Consider the following 24029-nt stretch of genomic DNA (forward strand, 5'->3'; position numbering starts at 1 on the left):
CGAGATTTAGGGCGATAAAAGCGTAGCTAACCGCTGTGCCTGCTTTAATGCAATACGAAATGCTGGCAACATGAGCGCTAATTGTTGTTGGTAACGGCGCAAATCAGTGCCGATATTAGTTAAGGATACCGAGACTTATGGCGCGCAAAGAGATTCGAATCGCAACCCGCAAGAGCCCGCTGGCCATGTGGCAGGCGGAGTTTGTTAAGGCCGAGCTGGAAAAAGCGCACCCGGGCCTGGAGGTGATTCTGCTGCCGATGTCCACCAAGGGTGACATCATTCTCGATACGCCGCTGGCCAAAGTGGGCGGCAAAGGCTTGTTCGTTAAAGAGCTGGAAGTGGCCATGCTGGAAGGGCGAGCCGACATTGCGGTGCATTCCATGAAGGACGTGCCGGTCGATTTTCCCGAAGGGTTGGGTCTGACCACCATCTGTGAGCGTGAAGATCCTCGCGATGCCTTTGTGTCGAATAACTACCAGACCCTGGATGAGCTGCCGCAGGGGGCCATCGTCGGTACCTCCAGCCTGCGCCGCCAGTGTCAGCTGCGTGAACTGCGTCCGGATCTGAAGATTCGTGATCTGCGTGGTAACGTCAACACCCGTCTGCGCAAGCTGGACGAGGGTGAGTACGACGCCATTATCCTGGCGGCGGCAGGCCTGAAACGACTGGAGTTTGATCACCGCATCACCAGCTTTATCGAAAGCGAGCAGTCCTTGCCAGCCAACGGTCAGGGTGCGGTTGGCATCGAAGCCCGTCTGGATGACGCCGAACTGCTTGAGCTGTTGAGTGTGTTGGAGCACGAGGAAACCCGTGCTCGAGTGATTGCCGAGCGTGCCATGAACACCCACCTGGAAGGCGGCTGTCAGGTGCCAATCGGCGCTTACGCCGAACTGGAAGGCGACCAGCTGTGGCTGCGTGGTCTGGTGGGCAAGCCGGATGGCAGCGTTCTTCTGCGTAACGAAGTGCGCGGCAACAAGGCCGACGCCGAAAAACTGGGCATTGAACTGGCAGAGATGCTGCTCAGCGCCGGTGCCGGTGAGATTCTCAAAGAGGTGTACGGGGAGGCCTGATGCACATCTTGCTGACCCGCCCTGCGGGTCGCAATCGGTCTCTGGCCGCCCGGCTGGAGGCCATGGGGCAGCAGGTAAGTTGCTGCCCCATGATGGAGATCGTCGCCGAACCGGAGCCGTGTCCGTCCCCTCTGGCTGGGGTGGATGCGGCTTTTTTTGTGTCTGCCAACGCGGTCGACTACGCCGCCCGCCTGTTGCTGTCTTGGCCGCCGATTCGTTACCTCGCCGTCGGCGGTGCTACCGCTCGGGCGCTGCAGGCTCACGGGGTCTCCCCCCTGACCGCGCCGCCGGATAACGAAACCACCGAAGGGGTGTGGTCACTGCCGCAGATGGCGGATGTGGCCCAGCAGCGGTTTGTCATCGTTCGGGGCAATGGTGGTCGTGAGACCATGGCCGAGCGCCTGACGGCGGCGGGAGCATCGGTGCAGTATTGGTCGGTTTATCGTCGCCAGATACCCAAAATAAATGGGTCAGATCAAGTACAAAGCTGGCAACGGGACGGCGTTAACGCCATACTGGCTACCAGTGTCGAGATCCTGCACAACCTGTTTCAAGTGGTGCCCGAGCCTCAGCGACCCTGGCTGCAACGTCAATTGTTGTTGGTGCCGGTGGAGCGGGTGGCGGCGGCGGCCCGAAAACTGGGGTGCCAGCACATCTGTGTAACCCAAGGAGCAGGAGATGACGCTATCATTGAGTCGATAGCAAACTGGAAGAATCGTTAGTAATGGATAAGAAGCCGGAACATCCCAACTCTCCCAGCACCGATGAGTCGAAACTGGACTCGCCAGACACCGTTGATCACAACGCGACCCCTGCCCAGCCGCAGGACGATGCCCCTCAGCAGGCGCCGGAGCGCGACGCGGCGCCCGAGGCCGCCGAGCCGGCCTCTGATCCGGCCTCTGAGCCGACCTCTGAGACCGAATCCACCCCGGCCCCGAAGGCCGAACCTCGCCCCTTGAGCCCCTCACAGCCACAACCGGCCAAGGCAGAAAGTAAAGGCGCCAGCATTGCCATTCTGGTGGCCATCGTCGCCTTGCTGTTGGCGGCGGCTTCCACCGCCTTCACGGTGTGGCAGTGGCAACAACGTCAGCAACAACAGCTGCAGTCCCAGGCCCTGACCGGTAAATTGGATGAGATGCGCACTCAGATGCTGTCTGAGCGCACCATGCTGGAACAGCGCATTGGCGAGCAGGCCCGTCAGCAACAGGGGATGATCAAGCAGGTGGCCGAGTTGCAGTCTGCCCTGACCAAGGCCCGCAACCTGCGGCCCCAAGACTGGCTACTGGCCGAAGCGGACTACCTGGTGCAGATGGCTGGCCGCAAACTGTGGTTGGAACAGGATGTGCAGACCGCCATCGCCTTGCTGCAGGACGCTGACCGGCGCCTGAACCTGGTGGACGACAATGCCCTGACGTCGATTCGTGGGGCGCTGAAAGACGACATCGCCACCCTTAAAGCGCTGCCCAGACAGGATCTGGCCGGGCTGGCCCTGTCCATTGAATCCTTGATTGCCAAGGTGGACCAGTGGCCGCTGAATCGGGTTGAGCTGCCTGAACTGGCGCAGGCCGAAACCAGCAATGCCCCCTCGGAGTCGGTGGATGACTGGCGGGCCAATCTGGCGAAAACCTGGAGCGCCCTGATGGACGACTTTATTACCGTCCGCCGTCGACAGGGGGAGCTGCAGCCGCTGTTGGCTCCGGAGCAAGAGTGGTACCTGCGAGAGCACCTCAAAGGTAAGATGATGCAGGCTCAGCTGGCCCTGTACCACGGCCATACACAGGCCTATCGCAAGGCCCTGGGGACCGCGTCGGAGTGGATCGATACCTATTTCAAACGGGATGCGGCCGAGATCGATGCCGCCCTGGCAACTCTGTCTGAGCTGCGGTCGGTGGAGCTGGCCAGTCGCCTGCCCACGGAGTTAAACAGTCAGCCGCTGTTGGAACGCATTGTGGCGGATCGCCTGGGTAGTGCCAGGGAGAATCGCTGATGATTAGGCTACTGATTTACACCCTGATTGTATTGGCCGGTGCCATTGTCGGCCCCAAGCTGGTGGAGAACAAAGGCTACCTGCTGCTGGCCGTCGGCGATTACACCATCGAAACCTCGGTAGTGGCGGCGGTGGTGATGCTGCTGGTGGGCTTTGCCCTGTTGCAGCTGTTGGAGTGGTTGCTGGTCAAGGGGATTCAGGGCATCGGCCTGACCTGGTCGTTGCCCAAGCGCTGGCGACAGCGCAGTTCACGCAAGTTTACTCTGCAAGGCGCACTGGCCCTGGCGGAGGAGAACTGGTCTCTGGCCCAGACGGCGATGTCGAAAGGGGCCGGTGCCGGTGAACTGCCATTGGTGAATTACCTGGCGGCCGCCCGCGCTGCCCATCACCAAGGGGATGCTGAGCAGACGGAGGCGTTCCTGAAACAGGCGGAAGCCCTGCCCGGCAGCGACGCGGCGGTTAACATTGCCCGCATCCGCTACCTGATTCAGGACGGCGAACTGGCGGCCGGCCGTCAGTGCCTGGAGGCACTGCCGGCGTCACTGAGAGCCCGTCCGACGGTGTTGAAGCTGGCCCATGAATTGTACCAGCGCCAGCAGGATTGGGACGCCATCTCCCGCATTGCGCCAGCCCTGGCCAAGCACAAGGTGTTGCCTCAGGAGCAGTTGCAGGCGTTGCCAGTGGAGATTGAACGCGGTGCCTTGCAAGCGTGTCCGTCTCTGGAAGCGGTGCAGGAGCGATGGCAACAACTACCGCGACGCACCCGTAAGCTCGACTCCATTGCCCAGGCTTATATCGAGGCGTTGATCCGGTTTCAACAGCCGACGGAAGCCCGCAAGGTGCTGATGGCTCAGCTGTCGAAATCGGCGCCGCAGGCACTGTTGCTGGAGATGCTGCCGCTGTGCAGTGAGGATGCCGGTGAGTCACTGATTCATCAGCTGCAGCGACAGTATGCGGCTCCGGAGTCGCCGGCGTACTTTGATTGCCTGGCCAACCTCAGCCGGCAGATACGCCAGTACCGGGAGGCGAAGAAGTATCAGCGTCAGGCCATTGAGTTGGCGCCGACTCGCTATCGCTATTCCCAGCTGGCCGAGTTGCAGGAGCAACTGGGCGAGCATAACGGTGCCCTGGAAAGCTACCGTAAGTTGCTGGATCGGGAATTGGCGTAGTTGTCCGCCTGCTCAGACACGGCCCCGCTTGCGGGGCTGTGTGGGTTTCAGGGGTGGCGTTTTTTTCTCGACTGACGCCACATGTCAAAGGTGAACAGCAGCAGTGCGGCCCAGATGAAGCAGAAGGTCGTCAATTGGGCCGGGTCCAGCCGTTCATCGTAGAGGGTGATGGCCAGACCAAACATCAGGCTGGGGCCGATGTACTGGAACACCCCCAGCATGTAAAACGGAATTCGTACCGCGGCGGCAGCGAAGGACAGCAGCGGCAGGGTGGTGATGATCCCGGCGGCGATGATCAGCAGGTTAAGCTGCAGTGGATTGTTGCCTAAGTTGGAGGTCGGGGAGTCCAACTGGGCCCAGAACAGCAGCGCCACCGGTAGCATCATCGCAGTTTCCACGAACAGGCCGGTAATGGACTGTAACGCGACTTTCTTGCGCAGCAGGCCGTACAAGCCAAAGCTGCTGGCCAGGGCCAGGGAGATCCACGGCAGGGAACCGAAGTGCACCAGCTCTACCACCACGCCGGTGGTTGCCAGTCCCACCGCCATCAACTGCATTCTCGGCAGTCGCTCTCCCAGGAACAGCATCCCCAACGCCACATTGAACAGCGGGTTGATGAAGTAGCCGAGGCTGGCATCGAGCATGCGGCCGGAATTGACAGCCCAAATGAAAATCAGCCAGTTACCAGCGACCAGAGTGGCGGTGACGGTCAGGGTCAGTAACTGCCTGGGTTGGCGAAGCAATCGCCGGACTGCGCTGAACTGGCCGGTCACGGCCACCAGCAACAGCATCATCACGAACGACCAGATCACCCGGTGCATCAGAATTTCCGTTGCCGGTACTTCGGCTATGGATTTGAAGTACAGAGGGGCAAAGCCCCACATGCAGTAGGCCATGATGGCGTAGATCACGCCGTGGCGGAATTCCTGATTTTGCATGGGTCACACTGGTCGAAGTCGGGGGCAATTGCCGTAAAAGGAGCGACAGTATGCCCCTGCGGTGGCCATGGATGCAATGATGGTGTTACCCCACCAGGTAAGTCCCGGTACCAAAGGCGATGTGGCTGCCCCGCTCGTTGTGCAGCTCCATGCGGGACACCGCCACTTTATTGCCGGCGCGGATCACCGTGCCGGTGGCCACAAACAGCGCTCCGCGGCCGGGGCGCAGGTAATCGACCCGCAAGTCGATGGTGCCCAGGGTCTTCAGGCGTCGGGCCAGTACCTCTTCGGGCCAGAGCTCCCGACTCTGGATCACGCCGGTAAAGGCGGTGATGCCGCCCACCACGTCCAGCAGGGTGGCGGTGACACCGCCATGCAGAATCTGCTGGGCGGGGTTGCCTACCAACTGCGGTCGCATCGGCAGCCGCAGTTGCAATTGGGTCAGGCTCAGCTGGGTGAATTCAATGCCAACCAGTTGATGAAATGGAATGCGGTCAACAAACAGGCGGCGAACGTACTCCAGCGCCTGCGGCTGGGTCAGGGCGGTCATTGGCGCTGCTCCTCGATGCGTATTGGCTGTTTTTCAATCATTTATCAGAACACCTGCGGGATTGGGACACAACCTTTTTGTGATGGCAGACAGGCGCGGCCAGTTGAATTACAATAACGGGCCTTTTGTGACCTGTATTGAGATTCATGGACTCCACTGCCGCCGCCACGCCCCTTTCCGATTGCACCGATCCCGCGCTGGCCCTACTTCAGCAAGTGTTTGGGTACCGTCAGTTCCGTCCCGGGCAGCAACAGGTGGTGGCTTCGGCCTGTCAGGGGCAGGATGGGTTGGTGATCATGCCCACAGGCGGTGGCAAGAGCCTGTGTTACCAACTACCGGCGTTGCTGCTCGACGGCGTCACCGTGGTGGTGTCACCGTTGTTGTCGCTGATGAAAGATCAGGTCGACGCCGTTCGTCAGCTGGGGATCGGGGCGGTGGCGCTCAATTCCAGCTTGAGCCGTGAGGAGTGGCTGGCCAGCCTGGCCGCCATTCGGGATGGCCAGATCAAGCTGATCTATCTCTCACCCGAGCGGTTGCTGGCACCGGACATGATGGCGCGGCTGGCGGAATGGCCCTTATCGCTGATTGCCGTGGATGAGGCGCATTGCATCAGTCAGTGGGGCCATGATTTCCGCCCTCAATACGCCCGTCTCGGCGAGGTCAAACAGGCCTTTCCCCATATTCCGATGATGGCCCTGACCGCCACCGCCGATCAGGCCACCCGGGTCGACATCGTGCAGCGGTTAAGGCTGAACCAGCCCTACGAGCACCTGTCCAGCTTCGACCGGCCCAACATCCGCTACAGCGTGATGGACAAGCTCAGCCCCTTCACTCAGCTGAAGACCTTCCTGCAGCAGCAGAAAGGTAACGCCGGCATCATCTACTGTGGCAGCCGGCGGCGGGTCGAAGAGGTGGCCGAAAAGCTGCGCAAGGAGGGATTCGCTGCCGAAGCCTATCACGCCGGTCTGGAGTCGGATTTGCGTAATCAGGTGCAGGAGGCGTTTCTGCGTGAGCAGGTGGACATCGTCGTGGCCACGGTGGCCTTTGGCATGGGCATCAACAAGTCCAACGTCCGCTTTGTGGTGCACTGGGATCTGCCGAAATCCATTGAGAGTTACTATCAGGAGACTGGCCGTGCCGGTCGTGATGGTCTGGATGCCGAAGCCCTGATGCTGTTTGATCCTGGCGATATCGCCCGAGTCAGGCAGTTGCTGGAGAGCGGTGACCGTGAGCCCAACCCGGTGGACATTCACAAACTCAATGCCATGGCAGCCTTTGCCGAGGCCCAGACCTGTCGGCGACAGGTGCTGCTCAACTACTTTGATGAACCGGCCCACGAATCCTGTGGCAACTGCGATATCTGCCTGGATCCGCCGAAACGCTTCGACGCCACCGAGCAGGCCCGCAAGGCCCTCAGCTGCATCTACCGAGTGAAGCAGCGGTTTGGCATGGGCCACGTCATCGAGGTGCTGCGAGGCAGCAAGAACCACGCCGTGGTAGAGCGGGGCCATGACAAGCTGACCACCTGGGGCATTGGCAGCGAGCATTCCAGTGATCACTGGTTGTCGGTGTTGCGTCAGTTGGTTCACCATGGCTTGGTGAATCAGGACATTACCCGCTCCATGGCGCTGACGTTGAATCCAGCGGCCCGGGCAGTGTTGCAGGGGAGCCAAAAGCTGGAGCTGGCAGAGCCCCGCATTGTGCTGGCCAAACCCGGCAAGGGCCGCAGCCGACTGTTGCCGCAAAACTACGATCGACGCCTGTTTGCCCTGCTGAAGCAGTTACGCCGAACCCTGGCCGACGAGGCGGGGATTCCGCCCTATCAAGTGTTCTCCGATGCCAGCCTGGCGGAGATGGCCAGTGAGTTGCCGACCACAGAGTGGACGCTATTGCGGATCAACGGGGTGGGGGCCAAGAAACTGGAACGCTACGGTCAGCAGTTCATCGATGCCATTGCGGCTTATTTGGACGAATGATGTTTTCCGGCCGCATCAAGCTGTGCTGAATCTGATTGCACTCCAGCCGTGCCAACAGGGAGTCGCTGCGATCCAGAGGGTGAGAACGGGCCACGCCGGTGGTGATATTCAGGTAGCCGGCTTCCACCAGGCTGCGGCTGAGGCGATAGCGTAGCCGCTCGGCCTCGGCTTCACTGGCATCCACCAGCAGCATCAGCAACTGATGATCGCTGGGTTCCAGCATGATGTCATTGATGCGCAGATCCCGACTCAGAATCCGTTTCCGGTCCAATTCACTTAAGGGCGGGCCTTCCCAATTGAACTGCACCACCGGCAGGGTCCTGTCTGTGGTGGCCAGGGCATGCTCCAGCTGGCTGCGCCAGTCCTGATTCTGCAGCGGCCGGTTGCCGGCGCCGGCACCACTGTTGCTGGTGAGCTTAAACAGCAGCCAGATCAGCCATAACAACAGGCTCAGCGAGGCGATGACCTGCCAGATCATCAACTTGTTGTGTAGTTTAAAGTACTCTTCTGATTGGGCAGCCAGTCGCTCGCGACTGCGGTCGATGCGCTGATCCAGTTGGGCTTGCTGTTGCAGCAGTGCGTCTTTTCGCAGTTGCTCCTGCAGGCCGGCGTAGGCTTTCTGATACGACAACTGCAGCTGATACGCTTTCTGGTAATGCCCCTGTAGGGCCTCGCCTTCCGATTCGATGCGATCCAGATCGGCCAGGACTCGAGTGTCGTTGTCCTGCCGGTAGCGTTCCCGGGCCAGGTTGAGGTGATAGCGGGCGTCTTCGAACCGCTTCAGATGAAAGGCCGATTCGGCCAGAAAGCCCCGGGCCCGGGCCTGGCGTTCATCCATGCCCAGCTCGCCAAATTGACTGATGGCCAGCTCGGCGTAGTGGTAGCCGTTGGCGTAACGGTCCAGCTTCAGGCTCAGGTGGGCGTACAGCAGATTGAAATGGGCCTGATCGGTCAGGTTCATGTTGGGTACCAGGGCGTCCAGGCTCTCCATCTGCTGGCTGGCTTCGATAAAGCGCTGCTGCTGCATCAGGGTGAAGGTCTGGTTCACGCGAATCACCCAGCTGAGCACCGAGTCCGAAGGTGCTTCCCGAATCGCCTGTTCAAACAGGGTGTCGCTGCGCAGGTAATCCCCCAGGTAGTAATAGGTTCGTGCCAGCGAGTAGGACAGCATGGCCGGGTGAGGCTGATACAGGGGGGGGTAATCGTGGGTACTTTCCAGCCAGGTCAGGGCCTGATACAGGTCATCCAGCGCCGATTCCAGGTTGCCTTGATCCGCGTAGATGTCGGCCCGTCGTAGCAGGCTGACGCCCAGTGCGCCGTAGGCATTGTCGTCATTGATGGCGCGATTGATGCTTTGCAGGGCCTGCTCATACTGCCCCTGGGTCATCAGTTTGCCGCTTTCACAGGCGTTCATGTAGGCGGACAGTTGCGGCTGCTGCAGCTTTTCGGCCAGTGCCAGGCCCTGGCGGACCACCTGTTGAACTTCGGACAGGGAGCGACTGCTGGCGGCAGATTCACAGCGCAACACATGCCAGCGCATCTGTTGCAGAGGGGTTGCCGACTGAATCTGCGGGCCCAGCTTATCCAGGTGGGCGTAGCTGTCGGGCGCACTCAACTGCACCTCGAGGGTCAAGGCGTCCAGGCGTTGGGTCAGGTCGTCTGCCAGAGCGCTCCAGGGGAGAAGCATCAGCAGCAGGATTCCAATCATCCTAATCGGAGACAGCATTATGGCCTGCATAAATAAAGGGTAGGCCTATAGGATAATGCTTCTGTTACACATTGGTAAAGAAGTGGATACCGACAGGGCGAGGTGGCTCTCAAAAGCGGCACCAGAACTGAGTCGGAGGCGAATCTGTAAGTGACAGTAATTGTTGCTTAAATGCCACAAGATGGTGTCGAAGTTTCGGCGGCGAAGGGGGAAAGTCGGTCCGAAAAAAGCGAAAATTTCCCTCGTCCCGAGGATTAGTGGTTGACAGGCTTTGCGAAATACCGCCATAGTTAGGTCACTTCGTAACCACGATAAACTGAATTTTTATGTACAACGTTTTTGGTTCCACCCTACTACTAAGCCTAACCCTAGCAGGACGCTGCGCGGGCCGGCCGGTCGTGGACTAAAAACAGTACCACTCGAGCATAGCCAACCCGCGCCTTAGAGCGCGGGTTTTTTTTTGCTTGCGCATGGGGACGGGTTGTCAGGGAGGCAGTAATGACAGATCAGGTAATCTTGTTTGATACCACATTGAGAGACGGAGAGCAGGCGCTGGCCGCCAGTTTGTCGGTCAACGAAAAGTTGCAGATTGCTCGGGCATTGGAGCGGATGGGCATCGACATCATCGAGGCCGGTTTCCCGGTGTCATCGCCAGGGGATTTTGATTCGGTGCGTCAGATTGCCGCCACCATTAAGGACAGCCGCATCTGTGCCTTGTCCCGGGCGGTGCAGGCCGACATCGATGCCGCCGCCGAAGCCCTGAAAGTGGCGGATCAGTTTCGCATTCACACCTTCATCTCGACCTCGGATATTCATGTGCAAAGCAAGCTGAAGCGCAATTTCTCCCAGGTGGAAGAGATGGCCACCGATGCCATTCGCTATGCCCGTCGGTTTACCGATGACGTCGAGTTTTCCTGTGAAGATGCCGGGCGCACGCCCATCGACAACCTGTGCCGGATGGTGGAGTCGGCCATCAAAGCCGGCGCCCGCACCGTCAACATTCCTGACACCGTGGGTTACACCACCCCCACCGAGTTTGGCGGCATTGTCCGCACCCTGTTTGAACGGGTACCTAACATCGACCAGGCGGTGATCTCGGTCCATTGTCATGACGATCTCGGCTTGTCGGTGGCCAACTCCATTGCGGCGGTGGAAGCCGGCGCCCGTCAGGTAGAAGGTACCATCAACGGCATTGGCGAACGTGCCGGTAACGCGGCGTTGGAGGAGGTGATCATGATCCTCAAGACCCGCATGGCCCGCTTTGGGCTGGAAGTGGGGGCCAACCCGGCCGAGATCCACCGGGTCAGTCAGACCATCAGTCGTCTGTGCAACATGCCGATTCAGTCCAATAAGGCCATCGTCGGTGCCAACGCCTTTAGCCACAGCTCCGGAATCCATCAGGACGGGGTGCTCAAGTCTCAGAATACCTATGAAATCATGACCCCGGAGTCCATCGGTCTGGGGCGCAACAACCTTAACCTGACCTCCCGTTCTGGTCGTCACGTCATTAAACACCGCATGGCGGAGATGGGGTATGGCGACAGCGAGTTCGATCTCGAGACCCTGTATCAACGTTTCCTGACCCTGGCGGATAAGAAAGGCCAGGTGTTTGATTACGATCTGGAGGCATTGCTGTTCTTTGAGAATCAGCGTGAAGAGGAAGCCCACTACCAGATTCGTCAGTTGAACGTGCAGGCGGGCAGCAGTCATTTTGCTACCGCATCGGTAGAGATGCAGGTGGGCGAAGAGGTGATGACCGAGGCGGCCACCGGCAACGGTCCGGTGGATTCCGCCTACAAGGCGATCGCCCGGGCCACCGGCCATCAATTGGCCATCAAAAGCTACCACATCGGCGCCGAAGGCGGCGGTCACGACGCCCTCGGTCGGGTGGACATCACCGCCGAGTTTGAGGGGCGCACCTTTCATGGCATGGGCCTGTCGACCGACATCATCGAGTCGTCCGCCATCGCCCTGGTTCGGGTCTATAACCTGATCCACAGGCAGCAACAGATTCAACAGAAAAAACAACGTATCTTGGAGGAAGCATGAGCAGGCAGCATCGCATCGCAGTACTGGCCGGGGACGGCATCGGCCCGGAGGTGATGGCGGAAGCCATCAAGGTGTTGCAGGCCGCGTCCGGCCAGTTTGGCTTTACCCTGGATTACCACCCTCACGACATTGGTGGCATTGCCATCGACCGCCATGGCCGGGCATTGCCAGAGGAAACCCTGCAGGGCTGTGAGCAGGCCGACGCCATCCTGTTCGGTTCCGTCGGCGGCCCCAAATGGGAAGGGATGCCAGCGGCGGAGCAGCCGGAGCGGGCGTCGCTGTTGCCGTTGCGGGGCCATTTCGGGTTGTTCTGTAATCTGCGTCCGGCGCAGATTCACCAGGGGCTGGAATCTTTGTCGCCCCTGCGGGCGGACATCAGTGGTCAAGGCATGGATCTGTTGGTGGTCAGGGAGTTGACCGGCGGCATCTATTTTGGTGAGCCAAAGGGGCGCCGGGGTGAGGGGGCCGAAGAAACCGCGTTTGACACTATGACCTACAGCCGCCATGAGATTCGTCGCATCGCCCGGCTGGCGTTTGAAGCCGCCCGCAAACGCCGGGGGAAAGTGGCGTCGGTGGACAAGGCCAACGTGCTGGCCTGCTCGGTGATGTGGCGTGAAGAGGTCAACGCCATGGCCAAAGATTATCCCGATGTGGAGCTGGAGCACATCTACATCGATAACGCCGCCATGCAGTTGCTGCGCCGACCGTACGATTTCGATGTGATGCTGTGTTCGAACCTGTTTGGCGACATCATCTCCGACGAAGCGGCGATGATCACCGGCTCCATGGGGCTGTTGCCGTCTGCCAGCCTCAATGAAAGCGGTTTTGGCCTGTATGAGCCGGCCGGGGGCAGTGCCCCCGACATCGCCGGTCGCGGCATTGCCAACCCGGTGGCGCAGATTCTGTCGGCCAGCCTGATGTTGCGCCACAGCCTGGGTGAGCAGGCGGCCGCCGATGCCATCGACCGGGCGGTTTCCGAGGCCCTCGCCGCCGGCCAGATGACCGCCGAACTGTTGCCGCCGGAACGCCGTCAACAGGCGTTAACGACCGCCCAGATGGGCGATGCCATCGCCGCCCGCATCGCCGGAGGAACCCCGCAATGAGCCAAACCCTGTATGAGAAAATCTGGCATAGCCACACCCTGAATGTCCCGCAGGGGCAGACACCGTTGCTGTACATCGACCGTCATCTGGTGCACGAGGTGACCTCCCCTCAGGCGTTCGATGGTCTGCGTCAGTCCGGTCGCTCGGTTCGGGCGGTCGGCAAAACCCTGGCGACCATGGATCACAATACCTCTACCCGGACCCGCTCCATTGAGGCGTTGCCGTCGCTGGCCCGGACTCAGGTGGAGACTCTGCAAGCCAACTGCCGTGAATTCGGCATCACCTTGTATGACATCCATCATCAGAATCAGGGAATTGTTCATGTGATGGGGCCGGAGCAGGGCTTTACCCTGCCGGGCACCACCATTGTCTGTGGCGATTCCCACACCGCCACTCACGGCGCCTTTGGGGCGCTGGCGTTTGGCATCGGTACCTCCGAAGTCGAGCATGTGCTGGCCACCCAGACCCTGCGCCAGCGCCGGGCCAAGACCATGAAAATTGAGGTGCGGGGCGCGGTGGCACCAGGCATTACCGCCAAGGACATCGTGTTGGCGATCATTGGCCGGGTCGGTCACGGTGGTGGTACCGGTTATGTGGTGGAGTTTTGTGGCGAAGCGATTCGCAACCTGTCCATGGAGGGGCGAATGACCGTGTGTAACATGGCCATCGAACTGGGTGCCAAGGCGGGACTGATTGCTCCGGATCAGACCACGTTTGATTACCTCGAGGGCCGCCCCATGGCGCCTCAAGGTGAAGCCTGGCAGAGTGCGGTGTCACACTGGCGCAGCCTGCACAGCGATGACGATGCCAGCTTCGATGCCGAGGTGGTGTTGGACGGGGCCGCCATCGCTCCCCAGGTGACCTGGGGCACCAACCCGGGTCAGGTGATCGCCATCGACCAGCCGGTGCCTGCCGCCGAGGCGTTTGAGGAGTTAGTGGCTCAGTCTGCCGCCATCAAGGCGCTGGCATACATGGACTTGGCGCCGGGAACGGCATTAACCGAGGTCAGCATCAACAAGGTGTTTATCGGTTCCTGCACCAACTCGCGCATTGAAGATCTGCGGGCGGCGGCGGCCATCGCTAAAGGCCACAAGGTCGCCCCCGGTGTCGATGCCATCGTGGTGCCTGGCTCCGGGCTGGTAAAACAGCAAGCGGAGCAGGAGGGGTTGGATGCGGTATTCATCGATGCTGGTTTTGAATGGCGCCTGCCCGGGTGCTCCATGTGCCTGGGGATGAACGACGATCGCCTCGAACCGGGCGATCGCTGTGCGTCCACATCCAATCGTAACTTCGAAGGGCGACAGGGGCGGGGCAGTCGTACTCACCTGGTCAGCCCGGCCATGGCCGCCGCCGCGGCGTTGGCGGGCCGGTTCGTCGACATTCGTACTTTGTAGGAGCTCAACATGCAGCCATTTATTCACCATCAGGGCACGGCCGCGGTGCTTGACCGGGCCAACATCGATACCGACCAGATCATTCCCAAGCAGTTTCTGGCCAAGGTCACTCGCGAGGGGTTTGGGGTGCACCTGTTCCATGACTGGCGCTATCTGGATCATGAGGGTCAGCAGCCCAATCCGGATTTTGTGTTGAACCAGTCCCCCTGGGATCGGTCCACCATTCTGATTGCCGGGGAAAATTTCGGCTGTGGATCCAGCCGCGAGCATGCGCCCTGGGCGTTAGCCGACTTCGGCTTGCGGGCCATCATTGCCCCCAGTTTCGCCGACATCTTCTATCAGAATGCCATCAATAACGGTTTACTGCCGGTGACCCTGTCGGAGCCTCAGGTTCAGGCGTTGATTCAGGCGGCGGCAGTCGCGCCGGTGAGCATCGATCTGCAGCGGTGTCGGGTGCAATGTGGTGAGCAGAGCTGGTCATTTACTCTGGATGACGATGCTCGCCATAATCTGCTCAACGGTCTGGATGCCATCGGCTTGACGCTGAGCCATGAGCACGCCATTGATGACTACGAAGGCAGCATTCCCGCCTGGCGACAGTAATCAGATGTACGCTGAAATCGGTATTGGCGATCAGCTCCGACCAGTGTAAATGCTTTATTTTCAATGGTTTGAAATGCCTATTTTGGCGTACTCATTATTACTGGTGAAATTCACTGTTTTGATTTTGTGGCTTGGGCGTACACTGTGCGCCCAATTTTGCCATCTAATGATTTGATTTATCTGGCTTTTTATTTTTTAGCTCAGAATTTAGAGTAAACGTTCGGTACACTCGTTCAGCTTTGCGGCCATCAAAGCTGTGTCAAACGATCTTCTTTGCGGTGAATTATTCTGAGTATCTGTTTTGAATCAGGGTTTTTATACAATTCGATTCAGGAGTAATTGCACTATTTTTTTCTCTCTCTACTATGGCGACAAATCAAAATGACCGGATAAGGTTTTGGGGAGAGTATGAAAATTCGTGTAGTTGCTGCCGTTGTTGCCACCGTACTGGCGGCGCAGGCCCAGGGGGCTGGATTCCAGCTGGCCGAGTATTCCGCAACAGGTCTGGGGCGGGCATTTGCCGGCGAAGCGGCCATTGCCGATAACGCCAGTGCACAAGGGCGCAACCCGGCGCTGCTGATGCAACTGGATGGGCAGCAACTGTCTCTGGGTGCCATCTATGTCGATCCTAACATCGACTCTCAGGGTGACGTCAGCGTCAGCCTCAATGGCACCCCGGTGTACGCCACTGGCCCTGGTGAAGCGGATGCGGACGACTTCGCGCCGGCGGCCCTGGTCCCCAACTTCTACTACAGCAACCGGTTGTCGGATCAGTGGGCCATTGGCGTGGCACTGAACTCCTCTTACGGCCTGGCGACCGAAGTGCCTGCGGGCCATGCTACCGCGATCTTTGGTTCCACCACCGAAGTCACCACCATCGAATTTGCCCCCAGCCTGGCCTACAAGGCCAGTGATGCCCTGAGCTTTGGTGTGGCCTTGCGTGCCCTGTACGGCGATGGCAAAGTCGAGGCGACGGTTCCTGCCTGGGCTGAGGGGCTGGGTGTATTGCCTTCGGGTTCCACCGGTGCCGTTCTCAAGTCGGTTGAAGGTGATGGCGTGGCCTTTGGTTACCGGCTCGGTGCCACCTGGGAACCCGCTGCTGGCCACCGCATTGGTCTGGCCTACCACAGCGAGATCGAGGTGGAACTGGAAGGCGATGCCACCGGAGCGGGCTTCGGTCTGGCTCCCGGGGCGAGCAAGCCTGGCAGCCTGAAGCTGCCATTGCCAGCGTACGCTGAGTTTGCCACCTTCCACCAGTTGACTGAGCGATTCGCCATGCACGGTTCCATCAACTGGACCGACTGGAGCGCGTTTGAAGCCCTGGTTGTGGAGTTCCCCGGTGAGCCAAACAACTTGCTCAAAGAGGAAAACTTCAAAGACAATTGGCGCTTTGCCCTGGGTGGCACCTACGAGGCCAGCGACATCTGGACCCTGCGCGCGGGCATGGCCTACGACAAAACCGCAGTGGGTGATGCCGATCGTACCCTGACCATTCCTGACTCGGATCGCCTGTGGTTCTCCATTGGCTCGGCCTGGCAGTTGCAGAAGGATCTGACCCTGGATCTGGCCCTGACTTACATCGAGGCTACTGGAGATGCGCCGGTCAACGAAACCATGGTGATGCCTATCTCCGGTATGGGTAATGCCGAGATCAGCTACAGCGGTGGCATCGAAGGCAATGTGGTTCTGGTGGGCGCCCAGCTTAGCTACGTGTTCTGATCGACCCTGAACTGAGAAAAACCGGCGACCTGTTCGCCGGTTTTTTTATGCCTCGGGGCCGGTGCTGTTCAAGCCTTGTGCTTGAGTAACGCCGACTTACCGTGCTGAATCAGGGTGTGGCCAACGGTTTCCATCACCGGGCTTTGCAGGCGCCAGCTGTGCCAATACAACGGCACCTGAATGCGGTGGTCGCTCAGGGATTTAAGCTGGCCCTGAGCCAGGGCGTCCTGAACCTGGGGTTGTGGCAACAGCGCATAGCCCATGTGTTGCAACACCGCATCGAGAAACCCTTGTGATGAGGGCAGTTGGTGGTGGGGCGGCCGACCATTGGCGTCGCCGAAATGGCGGCCGAGAAACCGGGTCAGCAGTTCGTCGTCCCGACCAAATAACAGGGTCGGGGCCTGCATCAGGGTTTGGGCGCAGATGCCGTCGGCAAAGTGGCGGGCGATGAATTTGGGGGTCGCCACCAGTTGATAGCCCAGGGCCCCCAGCAGGGTGGAACGGCATCCCTGGACCGCCCGAGCGTGGGCAGAGATGCAGCCGGCCACTTCGCCTCGTCGCAGTCGCTCCAGGGTGACCACTTCATCCTCCACCGTCAGCTCCGATAATACGTCGTGGTGTTCAAATAGATGCGCCAGTGCCGTCGGTAGCCAGGTCGCCAAGCTGTCGGCGTTGACCGCCAGGCGGATGGTGCTGTAAGCGCTTTCCTGTTCATCGGTCAGGGTCGTCGACAGGGTGGACTCCATCATTGCCACCTGCTGTTGATGTCGCATCAGTGCCAGCCCTGCCTGAGTCGGGCGGATGGGGTGGGCCCGCACCAGCAGTGGCCGTCCTAGCCGCTGTTCCAGCAGTTTCACCCGCTGCGAGATCGCCGATTGGGTCAGTCCCAGTTCGCGGGCGGCGTGGTCAAAACTGCCGAGACGGGCGACGGCAGACAGGGCTTCCAGCAGCTTGTAATCGAACATGATGTTAATAAGCTCCGCTAATATTTCATTAGCACTATTAATTTTTGTTAATCATTGCCCCAGCCTACAATGAGCGCCATCAAGTCACAAGCCCACAGGGTTCAGGTAGAGGTAGTCGGGAATGGTTTCAGCGTACATCAATGGATTAGGGGTCGGTGCCGGGTTGATCATGGCCATCGGTGCCCAGGGGGCCTTTGTCCTGAGCCAGGCGTTGAAGCGACAGTACCATCTGATGGTGGCGCTGGTATGCACCTTGCTGGACGTGATTCTTATCGGCCTCGGTGTGGCCGGTGTCGGCGCCTTGATTACCGATACCCCCGAGTTGCTGGCGGTGGCGCAGTACGGTGGTGCGGCCTTTTTGCTGTGGTTCGGCTTGTGCTCACTGCGCCGGGCCATTGCCGGTCAGGGGGGCATGCAGGCCAGTGAAGCCATCGCCAGTCGCCGCAAGGTGTTGATCACCACCCTGGCGGTGACCCTGCTGAATCCCCATGTGTATCTGGATGCGTTGGTGTTGCTGGGCTCCATCGGCGCCCAGTTTGGCGATGCCCGTTGGTCATTCTATGCCGGTACCGTCACCGCGTCGTTGCTGTGGTTCCTGGGCCTCAGCCTTGGCGCCGCCCGGTTGGCGCCGGTGCTGTCCACTCCCAAGGTGTGGCGCGCCATCGATCTGCTGGTGTGGGCACTGATGTGGGGCATCGCCGTCAAGCTACTGCTCAACTGAGCGGGATTCCGGCGGGCACAAGGCCACCACCTGCCACTGGGGGGCCGGAGTAAACGGGGCGTCGGCGGTAAACACCCGCAGGCGCCCTTTGTCGTTTAGGGCGAACAGTGGCAGCGCTTCCGGGTTGTCCTGCTGATACTGTGGCCAGTCGTAACTGTCGGTCAGTCCGGTTGCTTTAATCTGATGGCCCGCGTGCATGCGCTGGTGCAACAGGCCATAGCTGCAGTGTTCGCCAAACAGCCGTTGATGGCGTTCGGTTGCCTGCTGGCGATTGGCATTGCCCTGGTTGGCTTCTGGCAGCCGGTAGACGCGTTCCAGACCGAAACGATCCTGAAAATGGTAGGCCACTTCGGTGTTGTGCTGGCGGTAGGGGCTAAGCACCAGCAACCGGCTGATCAGGGTCAGATCCAGCTGACTGTCGGCGTGCTCAGAGGTCGGATGGCCGTAGTAGACGGAGAGTCCCTGCATACGGGCCTGGCTGAGATTGTCCCAGTTGGTGTCACTGAGCAGCACCGGAATCCCGTAGTGATGCAGCTGCCTGGCCACGGCGATGGCAAAGGGGTTGGCGCCGAAAATCATAAAGCCATTGCGATCCGGTGCCTCCAGGCCCAACCACCGCACCAAGGGCGCGGTCAGGACACTCTGAAGCAGCACGGTGGCAACGATCACCATAAACACCAACGGCACCAATTGCTCCGCTCCCAACAGGCCGGTGCTGGCCAGCTTTAGCGCAAACAGCGACGAGATGGCTGCGGCGACGATGCCTCTGGGGGCGATCCACCCCAGCAACCACCGTTCCCGTGGTGACAGGTTACTGCCGATGGTGGCCAGCCATACCGCCAGCGGTCGGGCGATCAGCAGCAGGATCGTTAGCCAACCAAGCGCGTCCCAGCCAAGGTAGGTCAGATCTTCCCGTCCCAGCCTGGCCGCCAGCAGGATGAATAATCCGGAGATCAGTAGCACCGTCAGGGTCTCTTTGAATGCCAGGATCGGTTCCAGATCCAAGTCCTTACTGTTGGCCAGCCAGATCCCCATCAGGGTGACCGTTAATAAGCCGGACTCGTGCATCAATTCGTTGCTGACCGCAAAGGCCGTCAGCACCAGCGTCAGTACCGCCACGTTTTCCAGGTAGCGTGGGAACATCCGCTTTTTGAGCGCCCGGGCCAGCAGGAAGCCGGCGCTGGCGCCGGTGGCACTGCCCACCACGACCGTCATGGTAAAGGTGGCCAGCGCCTGCCCCAGCGCCTGACCCTGGCTGGCGGTGATGAATTCGTACACCAGCACCGCCAGCAGGGCGCCGATGGGATCGATGATGATCCCTTCCCAATGCAGCAGGGTCGCCAACTTGCCGGAAACCCGCACACTGCGCAGCAGCGGCGCGATTACCGTCGGCCCGGTGACCACCACCAGCGCCCCGAGCAGGGCGGCGGCTTCCCAGGACAGCGGCAGCAGGACAAAGGCCGACAGGCCCGCCAGGGCAAAGGTGATGAGCATGGCGATGGACACCAGTTTCAGCACCAGTCGATTCTCATCTTGCAGCTGGCTGAACTTCAGGGTCAGTGCGCCTTCGAACAAGATGATGGCCACCGCCAGCGATACCAGCGGAAACAGCAGTTCTCCCAACAACCGGTCTGGCGACAACAGTTGCAGGCCGGGGCCGAGCGCCAGTCCGGTCAGCAGCAACGGCAGAATGGCAGGCAGACGCAGCCGGAATGCCAGCCATTGACAGACAATGGACAGCAAGCCGATAAGCGCCAATGAAATCAATGGGGATGACACCATAGTGCTCCTGATTCTGACGGTGTGTTAAGGCTAGAACAGATTTGCGCTGGCGAAAAAAAAGCGCCCCTTTCGAGGCGCAATGTCAGGAGTGACAATGGGGTGATGGTAGCGAGGCCGGCAGTCGCCGCCGACTCTGCCACCAGAAGCGGCGACGGTTGCGGTGGCGGCGTTGACCACCGTTGACTGGCGTGGCGGTTATCGGCGTCATAGCACGGTTACCGAAAACACATTCTGGACCAGATACAGGCACAGCAGGCACCCCAGGGCGGAGATCAGCGGAGTGCTGCACCAGCCGATGACCACCCGCACCAGCACCCGCCATTGAATCGGTAACTGTTTCAACACCCCGATGCCGATGACGGCACCGATTACCGCCTGGGAGCTGGACACCGGTACCAATGGAATGGCCGGCAGCCCGGCATCGGTCAGCAAGTCCGACAGCCCTTGAGAGGAGAACAGAAACAGCACGATGGAGTGAGCCATCACTACCACCCAGGCCGTAACCGGGGTCATGGGGATCAGGCCATCGCCGACGGTCATCATCACCCGCTTGGAATAGGTAAAGACGCCGACGCTGATGGCCAGGCCGCCGAGCAGAAACAGCTGCATGGCCGGGGTGAAGGCGATGCCGAGTAATTGAGTCGGCTCAAACGGCGCACTGGAGACAAACACCCCCATGACGTTGGCGATGTTGTTGGCGCCCAGGCTGTAGGAACCAAAGGCGCCGGCCACGATCAGGCCGATGCGGGTCCAGTTGTCCAGGGAGAATAACCCGGGGCGGCCGCGATTGATGCCCCAGGCCACCATTTTGTACAGCACAATGGCGGTGACGAACGACAGCAGCGGGCACACCACCCAGGTGGTGACAATCTTACTCAGCACCTTGGTGTCGGTGTCGGTGCCACTGAACAGGTTCCAGCCGATGATGGCGCCGACAATGGCCTGGCCGGTGGAGACCGGCAGTCCCCACTTGGTCATCATGTACACCGTCAGCGCGGCGGTCAGGGCCACGGTAAAGGCGCCGCCCATGGCGGAGATGCTGCCCAGTGACCCCAGGGTGTGGGAGGCGCCAGCGCCGCTGATGACCGCCCCAAGAATGACCATCACCGAGCAGATGGCGGCGGCGGTACCAAAGCGAACCATGCGTGATCCCACCGCGGTGCCGAACACATTGGCGGCGTCGTTGGCGCCCAGCGACCAGCCGAGAAACAGCCCGCTTGAGAGAAAGATGAGCGTTGCGATTTCCATGCTCCGCTCCCGTTATTGCATGCGTTTAAGGGTGAATACCGACACCCGGTCGCTGATGTCTTCGGCGATGTTGGCGACGTCGTCGATGCGATCGAAGAAATAGCGCAATTGCACCTTGTTGGTCAGGGGCAGGTCGGTGTCAAACAGGGTCATCTTGGCCCGAATGCACACCTTGTTGGCATCGCTTTCAAACAGGATCACCTTCTGGTGGTATTCCTGCACCCGCTGCAGATCGGTGAGGAAACTCTTGGCGCAGAGGACGGTGTGATCCAAAGTTTCGCCTACCAGACGCAACAGGTCGTTGAGATCGTCATTGACCTGCGCTGGAATGGTGGGCTGCTCCACTTTCAGATGCACGCCGATGGTTTCCTGCTGATTCATCAGCTTATCGGTCAGCTCGATCAGTAGCGCCACATCGGAGCGCAGATCCGGGATCAGGGTGCGGGCATACAATCGAGTGTCGATCTCTCGTCGCAGCTGGTCGGCCGAGCTCTCAATCTGCTGCAGCTCGGCCAGGGTGTCATCGAATTCAGGGCAGTTGGCCCCGCTCTTGAGGTAGATTTGCCACAGGCGGGCAAATTTGTGGTGGGCCAGGGTAACGTGATCGAGAAACTGGTACACCTGGGTTTCGGTGCTCTGACTTTGATTCAGTAAAGACGTGACTTTGGAAAACCAAAGCATGCGGCCTCCTTGTGCTAGAGAGTGAGTCGGGGTGGAGCGGGAATCCGGAGCCCATTGCGGGCTCCGCGGCAGGGTTAGTGGAACCCGGGTGTCATCTTGAATGTGGCCTTGGTCTTGGAGCCGGTGTGGATGCCGTCGGTGAGGCCGGAGGCCTGCACCTGGTCGTACAGATACTGAAAGGCCTGATCCAGCTCGTCCCGATCCTTGGTCAGCCCCTTGAAGGAGAAGTCTGAAAAGGCGGTTCTTGGCCGGCGGTAGTAAGGGGTCCAGACCTGAAAGTCCACTTCGATGCCGTCGAAACGGGGATCGGTCATGTAGCCTTCCCAGTCGTAGGTGCGCATCACCACGGTTTGTTTGAGATCGTCGCCGCGTTGTTCCAGTATGGTTTTGACCAGCGCCCAGGCGTCGTCGTGATTGCGGATGTGGTCAATGACCACGTCAAAGGCCAGTGACTTTACATTGATGTCGTCGGGCGAATAGGGAATGTCGTAGCTGACACTGTACTTGGTTTTGTCACCGTCGTAATCGATCTCCGCTTTCTTGTAGCCGCTGATGTCGCCAAAGCCTTGAGGGTCGGTGGCCCGCAATTTGACCGTAATCTTGCTCTTACTGGGCTTGGTAACGTGCTCCCGGACTCGAATCTGCAGCGCCTGCTGCTTCAGGGCCCGATCCGGCGTGTCAAAATAGGTCACCAGCTTTTCCGAGGGCGAGTCTTCGAACCGAATGAAGCTGAACGCGGCATTGAACTCATCGGTCAGGGTATCGGTGGCGTAGGGCAGGGTGGTGCCGGTGCCGATATTGACCGCGTATTCGATCTTATCGAAGTGGTCCTTGGTCAGGGCCTGGGCATTGCTGCCCAGGCACAGGCTGGCCAATCCCCACAAAAACGTATTCATACGCATGGGGTAAGCTCCTTAGAAAGCAAACTGCAGGCGGGCCTGAATGATGCTGGTGTCCTGATCGTTCTGTTCGATGCCGTTGATGTCATCGAAGCTCTTGTCGTACTCCCCTTCGGCGTAGACGTAGTTGAGCTGCGCCTTGAGGTTGTCTTCCAGGTACCAGTTGAGGCCGACCACGTAGTTGGTCATGTCGCCGCCGTACTTGAGGCTGTTGTCGCTGAAGTTGGCCTGGTCATAGCGGACCGCCACTTCCCAGGCGCCCCAACCGCCGGCCGACACCGGCTTGTCGGGACGGGGCGACTTCATTACCCCTTTTTTACGGCTGTAGCGCCATTTTTCCCCGGTCAGTATGTAAGAGGCGGTCAGGTAGTAGGCGTCGACCTCCACATCGGGCTTGTCGATGGCATCGGCCTTGGCGGCAATGTATTCCCCTTGCAGCAGCAGATTGCGGTGTTGATACAGCACTTCGGCGCCGTAGTGCTGGGCACCTTTGGCGTCGAAGTTACCGGTATCGATCATGCGGCTGGCGGGTTTGGAGGCCGGACGAGCCCGGTAGCGCAGCTCGCCAATGTCATCGTTGATGTCCATCATCAGGTAGCTGGCACCCAGGTGCAGCAGGTTGTCGTTGCTGCGGATCGGCGTGCCGGTGACGCGAGCGTTGATGATGGTGGTTTCCGGGTAGCTGACCTCCTCTTCGAAGTCCTGTTCATCGCTGTCCCACTTTTCCTCCTCCAGTTTGGAGAAGTCGATGCCGTACCCCAGTGCCATGGCCCAGTTATTGCCGGCGTAGCGCCATTGTGCGCCCAGGGCCCGGTCTGGTGAGAAGGTATCGGTCGAAGCTCGTTCCATCATAATCTGATGGGCGGAGCTTTGGGTGCCCTGCATACCAAAGGCGTATTTCTGGAAACCCAGAGTCAGCTTCTGATCGTCCCAACCCTCCCAGGTGACCTTGGCGTCTTTGAGATCCACTTCGCTGTCGGCGAAGTCCAGCTCAATCTCATACTCCCACAGGCGGGCAAACTGCCCCTCGATGCCCAGGCGCAGGCGACGGATGTTGGTGTCTTTATGGGCCGGTTCGTAGTTGAGTTTCTTGCCTTCGTACATCTCATCCACATCGACGTAATCGGCCTGGATGCGGGCTTTGAAATTCAGGGTAGAACGTCCATCTTTGGAGACCAGTGTTGGCGCCGGAGAGCTTTTGGAGAACTTGACCCGGTCGGTTTTCTTGGCGGCGTCCCGGGCTTCGATCAGTTCGATCTCAAGGGCTTCGAGGCGTTGTTCAAGTTCGGAAAGTTTTTGATCGTCGGTAGCCAATGCTTGCGGGGCAAATCCGGTAAGAGCGACGGCAACAGCCAAGGCGACGGAAGTAACTGGATAGCGAGCCATAATGTGTCTCCTCCAAAGGAGTTCATCCTTATTAGATTATTTGAAGTCGTTGCTTCATTGTCCGAACTTAGAATAGTTCTA

The 24029-nt window shown here is 59.7% G+C and carries 20 protein-coding genes; 11 read left to right on the top strand and 9 right to left on the bottom strand.

What is annotated here, in order from left to right:
- The first annotated feature begins 137 nt into the window (after positions 1-137).
- Genes hemC through H598_RS0100955 form a run of 4 tightly spaced genes read left to right on the top strand, consistent with a single transcriptional unit; the run spans position 138 to position 4226 of the window.
- Positions 138-1070 carry a hydroxymethylbilane synthase gene (gene hemC / locus H598_RS0100940; RefSeq protein ID WP_028111316.1) on the top strand — a complete coding sequence of 311 codons (933 nt, stop codon included), beginning with the start codon at positions 138-140 and terminating at the stop codon, positions 1068-1070.
- Positions 1070-1792, top strand: a complete 723-nt coding sequence (locus H598_RS0100945; RefSeq protein WP_028111317.1) for a uroporphyrinogen-III synthase — start codon at positions 1070-1072, stop codon at positions 1790-1792. The genes hemC and H598_RS0100945 overlap by 1 nt, the downstream gene beginning before the upstream one ends.
- Positions 1793-1794: 2 nt before the next feature.
- The gene (locus H598_RS0100950) at positions 1795-3057 is read left to right on the top strand and encodes a uroporphyrinogen-III C-methyltransferase (protein ID WP_028111318.1); all 1263 of its coding nucleotides are present in this window, start codon (positions 1795-1797) and stop codon (positions 3055-3057) included.
- Positions 3057-4226, top strand: coding sequence for a heme biosynthesis HemY N-terminal domain-containing protein (locus H598_RS0100955; RefSeq protein WP_028111319.1), 1170 nt, complete (start codon positions 3057-3059; stop codon positions 4224-4226). The genes H598_RS0100950 and H598_RS0100955 overlap by 1 nt, the downstream gene beginning before the upstream one ends.
- A gap of 47 nt (positions 4227-4273) precedes the next feature.
- On the opposite strand, the gene rarD is transcribed toward H598_RS0100955, so the two are convergent.
- Both rarD and H598_RS0100965 read right to left on the bottom strand, forming a co-directional pair.
- Positions 4274-5164 carry an EamA family transporter RarD gene (rarD, locus tag H598_RS0100960; RefSeq protein ID WP_028111320.1) on the bottom strand — a complete coding sequence of 297 codons (891 nt, stop codon included), beginning with the start codon at positions 5162-5164 and terminating at the stop codon, positions 4274-4276.
- 85 nt (positions 5165-5249) lie between these two features.
- Entirely contained in the window at positions 5250-5714 is a 465-nt protein-coding gene (locus H598_RS0100965; protein WP_028111321.1) for a thioesterase family protein, read from the bottom strand.
- A gap of 146 nt (positions 5715-5860) precedes the next feature.
- On the opposite strand from H598_RS0100965, the gene recQ reads away from it, so the two are divergent.
- Complete coding sequence (recQ, locus tag H598_RS0100970) at positions 5861-7690, top strand: DNA helicase RecQ (RefSeq protein WP_028111322.1); 1830 nt, start codon at positions 5861-5863, stop codon at positions 7688-7690.
- Here the strand turns inward: recQ and H598_RS0100975 are convergent.
- On the bottom strand, positions 7656-9416 hold the full coding sequence (locus H598_RS0100975) for a tetratricopeptide repeat protein (RefSeq protein WP_169629181.1): 1761 nt from the start codon (positions 9414-9416) through the stop codon (positions 7656-7658). The genes recQ and H598_RS0100975 overlap by 35 nt on opposite strands.
- A gap of 480 nt (positions 9417-9896) precedes the next feature.
- On the opposite strand from H598_RS0100975, the gene leuA reads away from it, so the two are divergent.
- The 5 genes from leuA to H598_RS0101000 all read left to right on the top strand — a co-directional run bounded on the left by leuA (position 9897) and on the right by H598_RS0101000 (position 16266).
- On the top strand, positions 9897-11447 hold the full coding sequence (leuA, locus tag H598_RS0100980; protein ID WP_028111324.1) for a 2-isopropylmalate synthase: 1551 nt from the start codon (positions 9897-9899) through the stop codon (positions 11445-11447).
- The gene (gene leuB / locus H598_RS0100985) at positions 11444-12550 is read left to right on the top strand and encodes a 3-isopropylmalate dehydrogenase (protein ID WP_028111325.1); all 1107 of its coding nucleotides are present in this window, start codon (positions 11444-11446) and stop codon (positions 12548-12550) included. Before leuA ends, leuB begins: the two co-directional genes overlap by 4 nt.
- Entirely contained in the window at positions 12547-13944 is a 1398-nt protein-coding gene (gene leuC / locus H598_RS0100990) for a 3-isopropylmalate dehydratase large subunit (RefSeq protein WP_028111326.1), read from the top strand. Before leuB ends, leuC begins: the two co-directional genes overlap by 4 nt.
- Positions 13945-13953: 9 nt before the next feature.
- Positions 13954-14547, top strand: coding sequence for a 3-isopropylmalate dehydratase small subunit (gene leuD, locus H598_RS0100995; protein WP_028111327.1), 594 nt, complete (start codon positions 13954-13956; stop codon positions 14545-14547).
- Between the two features lie 408 nt (positions 14548-14955).
- A complete protein-coding gene (locus H598_RS0101000) occupies positions 14956-16266 on the top strand; it encodes an outer membrane protein transport protein (RefSeq protein ID WP_028111328.1) in 1311 nt (436 codons plus the stop codon).
- 68 nt (positions 16267-16334) lie between these two features.
- On the opposite strand, the gene H598_RS0101005 is transcribed toward H598_RS0101000, so the two are convergent.
- On the bottom strand, positions 16335-17231 hold the full coding sequence (locus H598_RS0101005) for a LysR family transcriptional regulator ArgP (protein ID WP_028111329.1): 897 nt from the start codon (positions 17229-17231) through the stop codon (positions 16335-16337).
- A 121-nt stretch (positions 17232-17352) separates the two neighbouring features.
- On the opposite strand from H598_RS0101005, the gene H598_RS0101010 reads away from it, so the two are divergent.
- Positions 17353-17952 (top strand): LysE/ArgO family amino acid transporter, encoded by a 600-nt coding sequence (locus tag H598_RS0101010; RefSeq protein ID WP_028111330.1) that lies wholly within the window; start codon positions 17353-17355, stop codon positions 17950-17952.
- Here H598_RS0101010 and H598_RS0101015 read toward each other — a convergent pair.
- From H598_RS0101015 to H598_RS0101035, 5 genes are all read right to left on the bottom strand, one after another.
- On the bottom strand, positions 17938-19734 hold the full coding sequence (locus H598_RS0101015; RefSeq protein ID WP_028111331.1) for a cation:proton antiporter: 1797 nt from the start codon (positions 19732-19734) through the stop codon (positions 17938-17940). The two genes, H598_RS0101010 and H598_RS0101015, sit on opposite strands and share 15 nt — an antisense overlap.
- A gap of 204 nt (positions 19735-19938) precedes the next feature.
- Positions 19939-20982, bottom strand: a complete 1044-nt coding sequence (locus H598_RS0101020; protein WP_028111332.1) for an inorganic phosphate transporter — start codon at positions 20980-20982, stop codon at positions 19939-19941.
- A 12-nt stretch (positions 20983-20994) separates the two neighbouring features.
- Positions 20995-21663 (bottom strand): DUF47 domain-containing protein, encoded by a 669-nt coding sequence (locus tag H598_RS0101025; protein WP_028111333.1) that lies wholly within the window; start codon positions 21661-21663, stop codon positions 20995-20997.
- A 74-nt stretch (positions 21664-21737) separates the two neighbouring features.
- The gene (locus H598_RS0101030) at positions 21738-22565 is read right to left on the bottom strand and encodes a hypothetical protein (protein WP_028111334.1); all 828 of its coding nucleotides are present in this window, start codon (positions 22563-22565) and stop codon (positions 21738-21740) included.
- Positions 22566-22577: 12 nt separating this feature from the next.
- Positions 22578-23948, bottom strand: a complete 1371-nt coding sequence (locus H598_RS0101035; protein WP_028111335.1) for an OprO/OprP family phosphate-selective porin — start codon at positions 23946-23948, stop codon at positions 22578-22580.
- Positions 23949-24029: the final 81 nt, after the last annotated feature.

Source organism: Ferrimonas kyonanensis DSM 18153 (assembly GCF_000425405.1).
GTDB classification, from domain to species: Bacteria; Pseudomonadota; Gammaproteobacteria; order Enterobacterales; family Shewanellaceae; genus Ferrimonas; species Ferrimonas kyonanensis.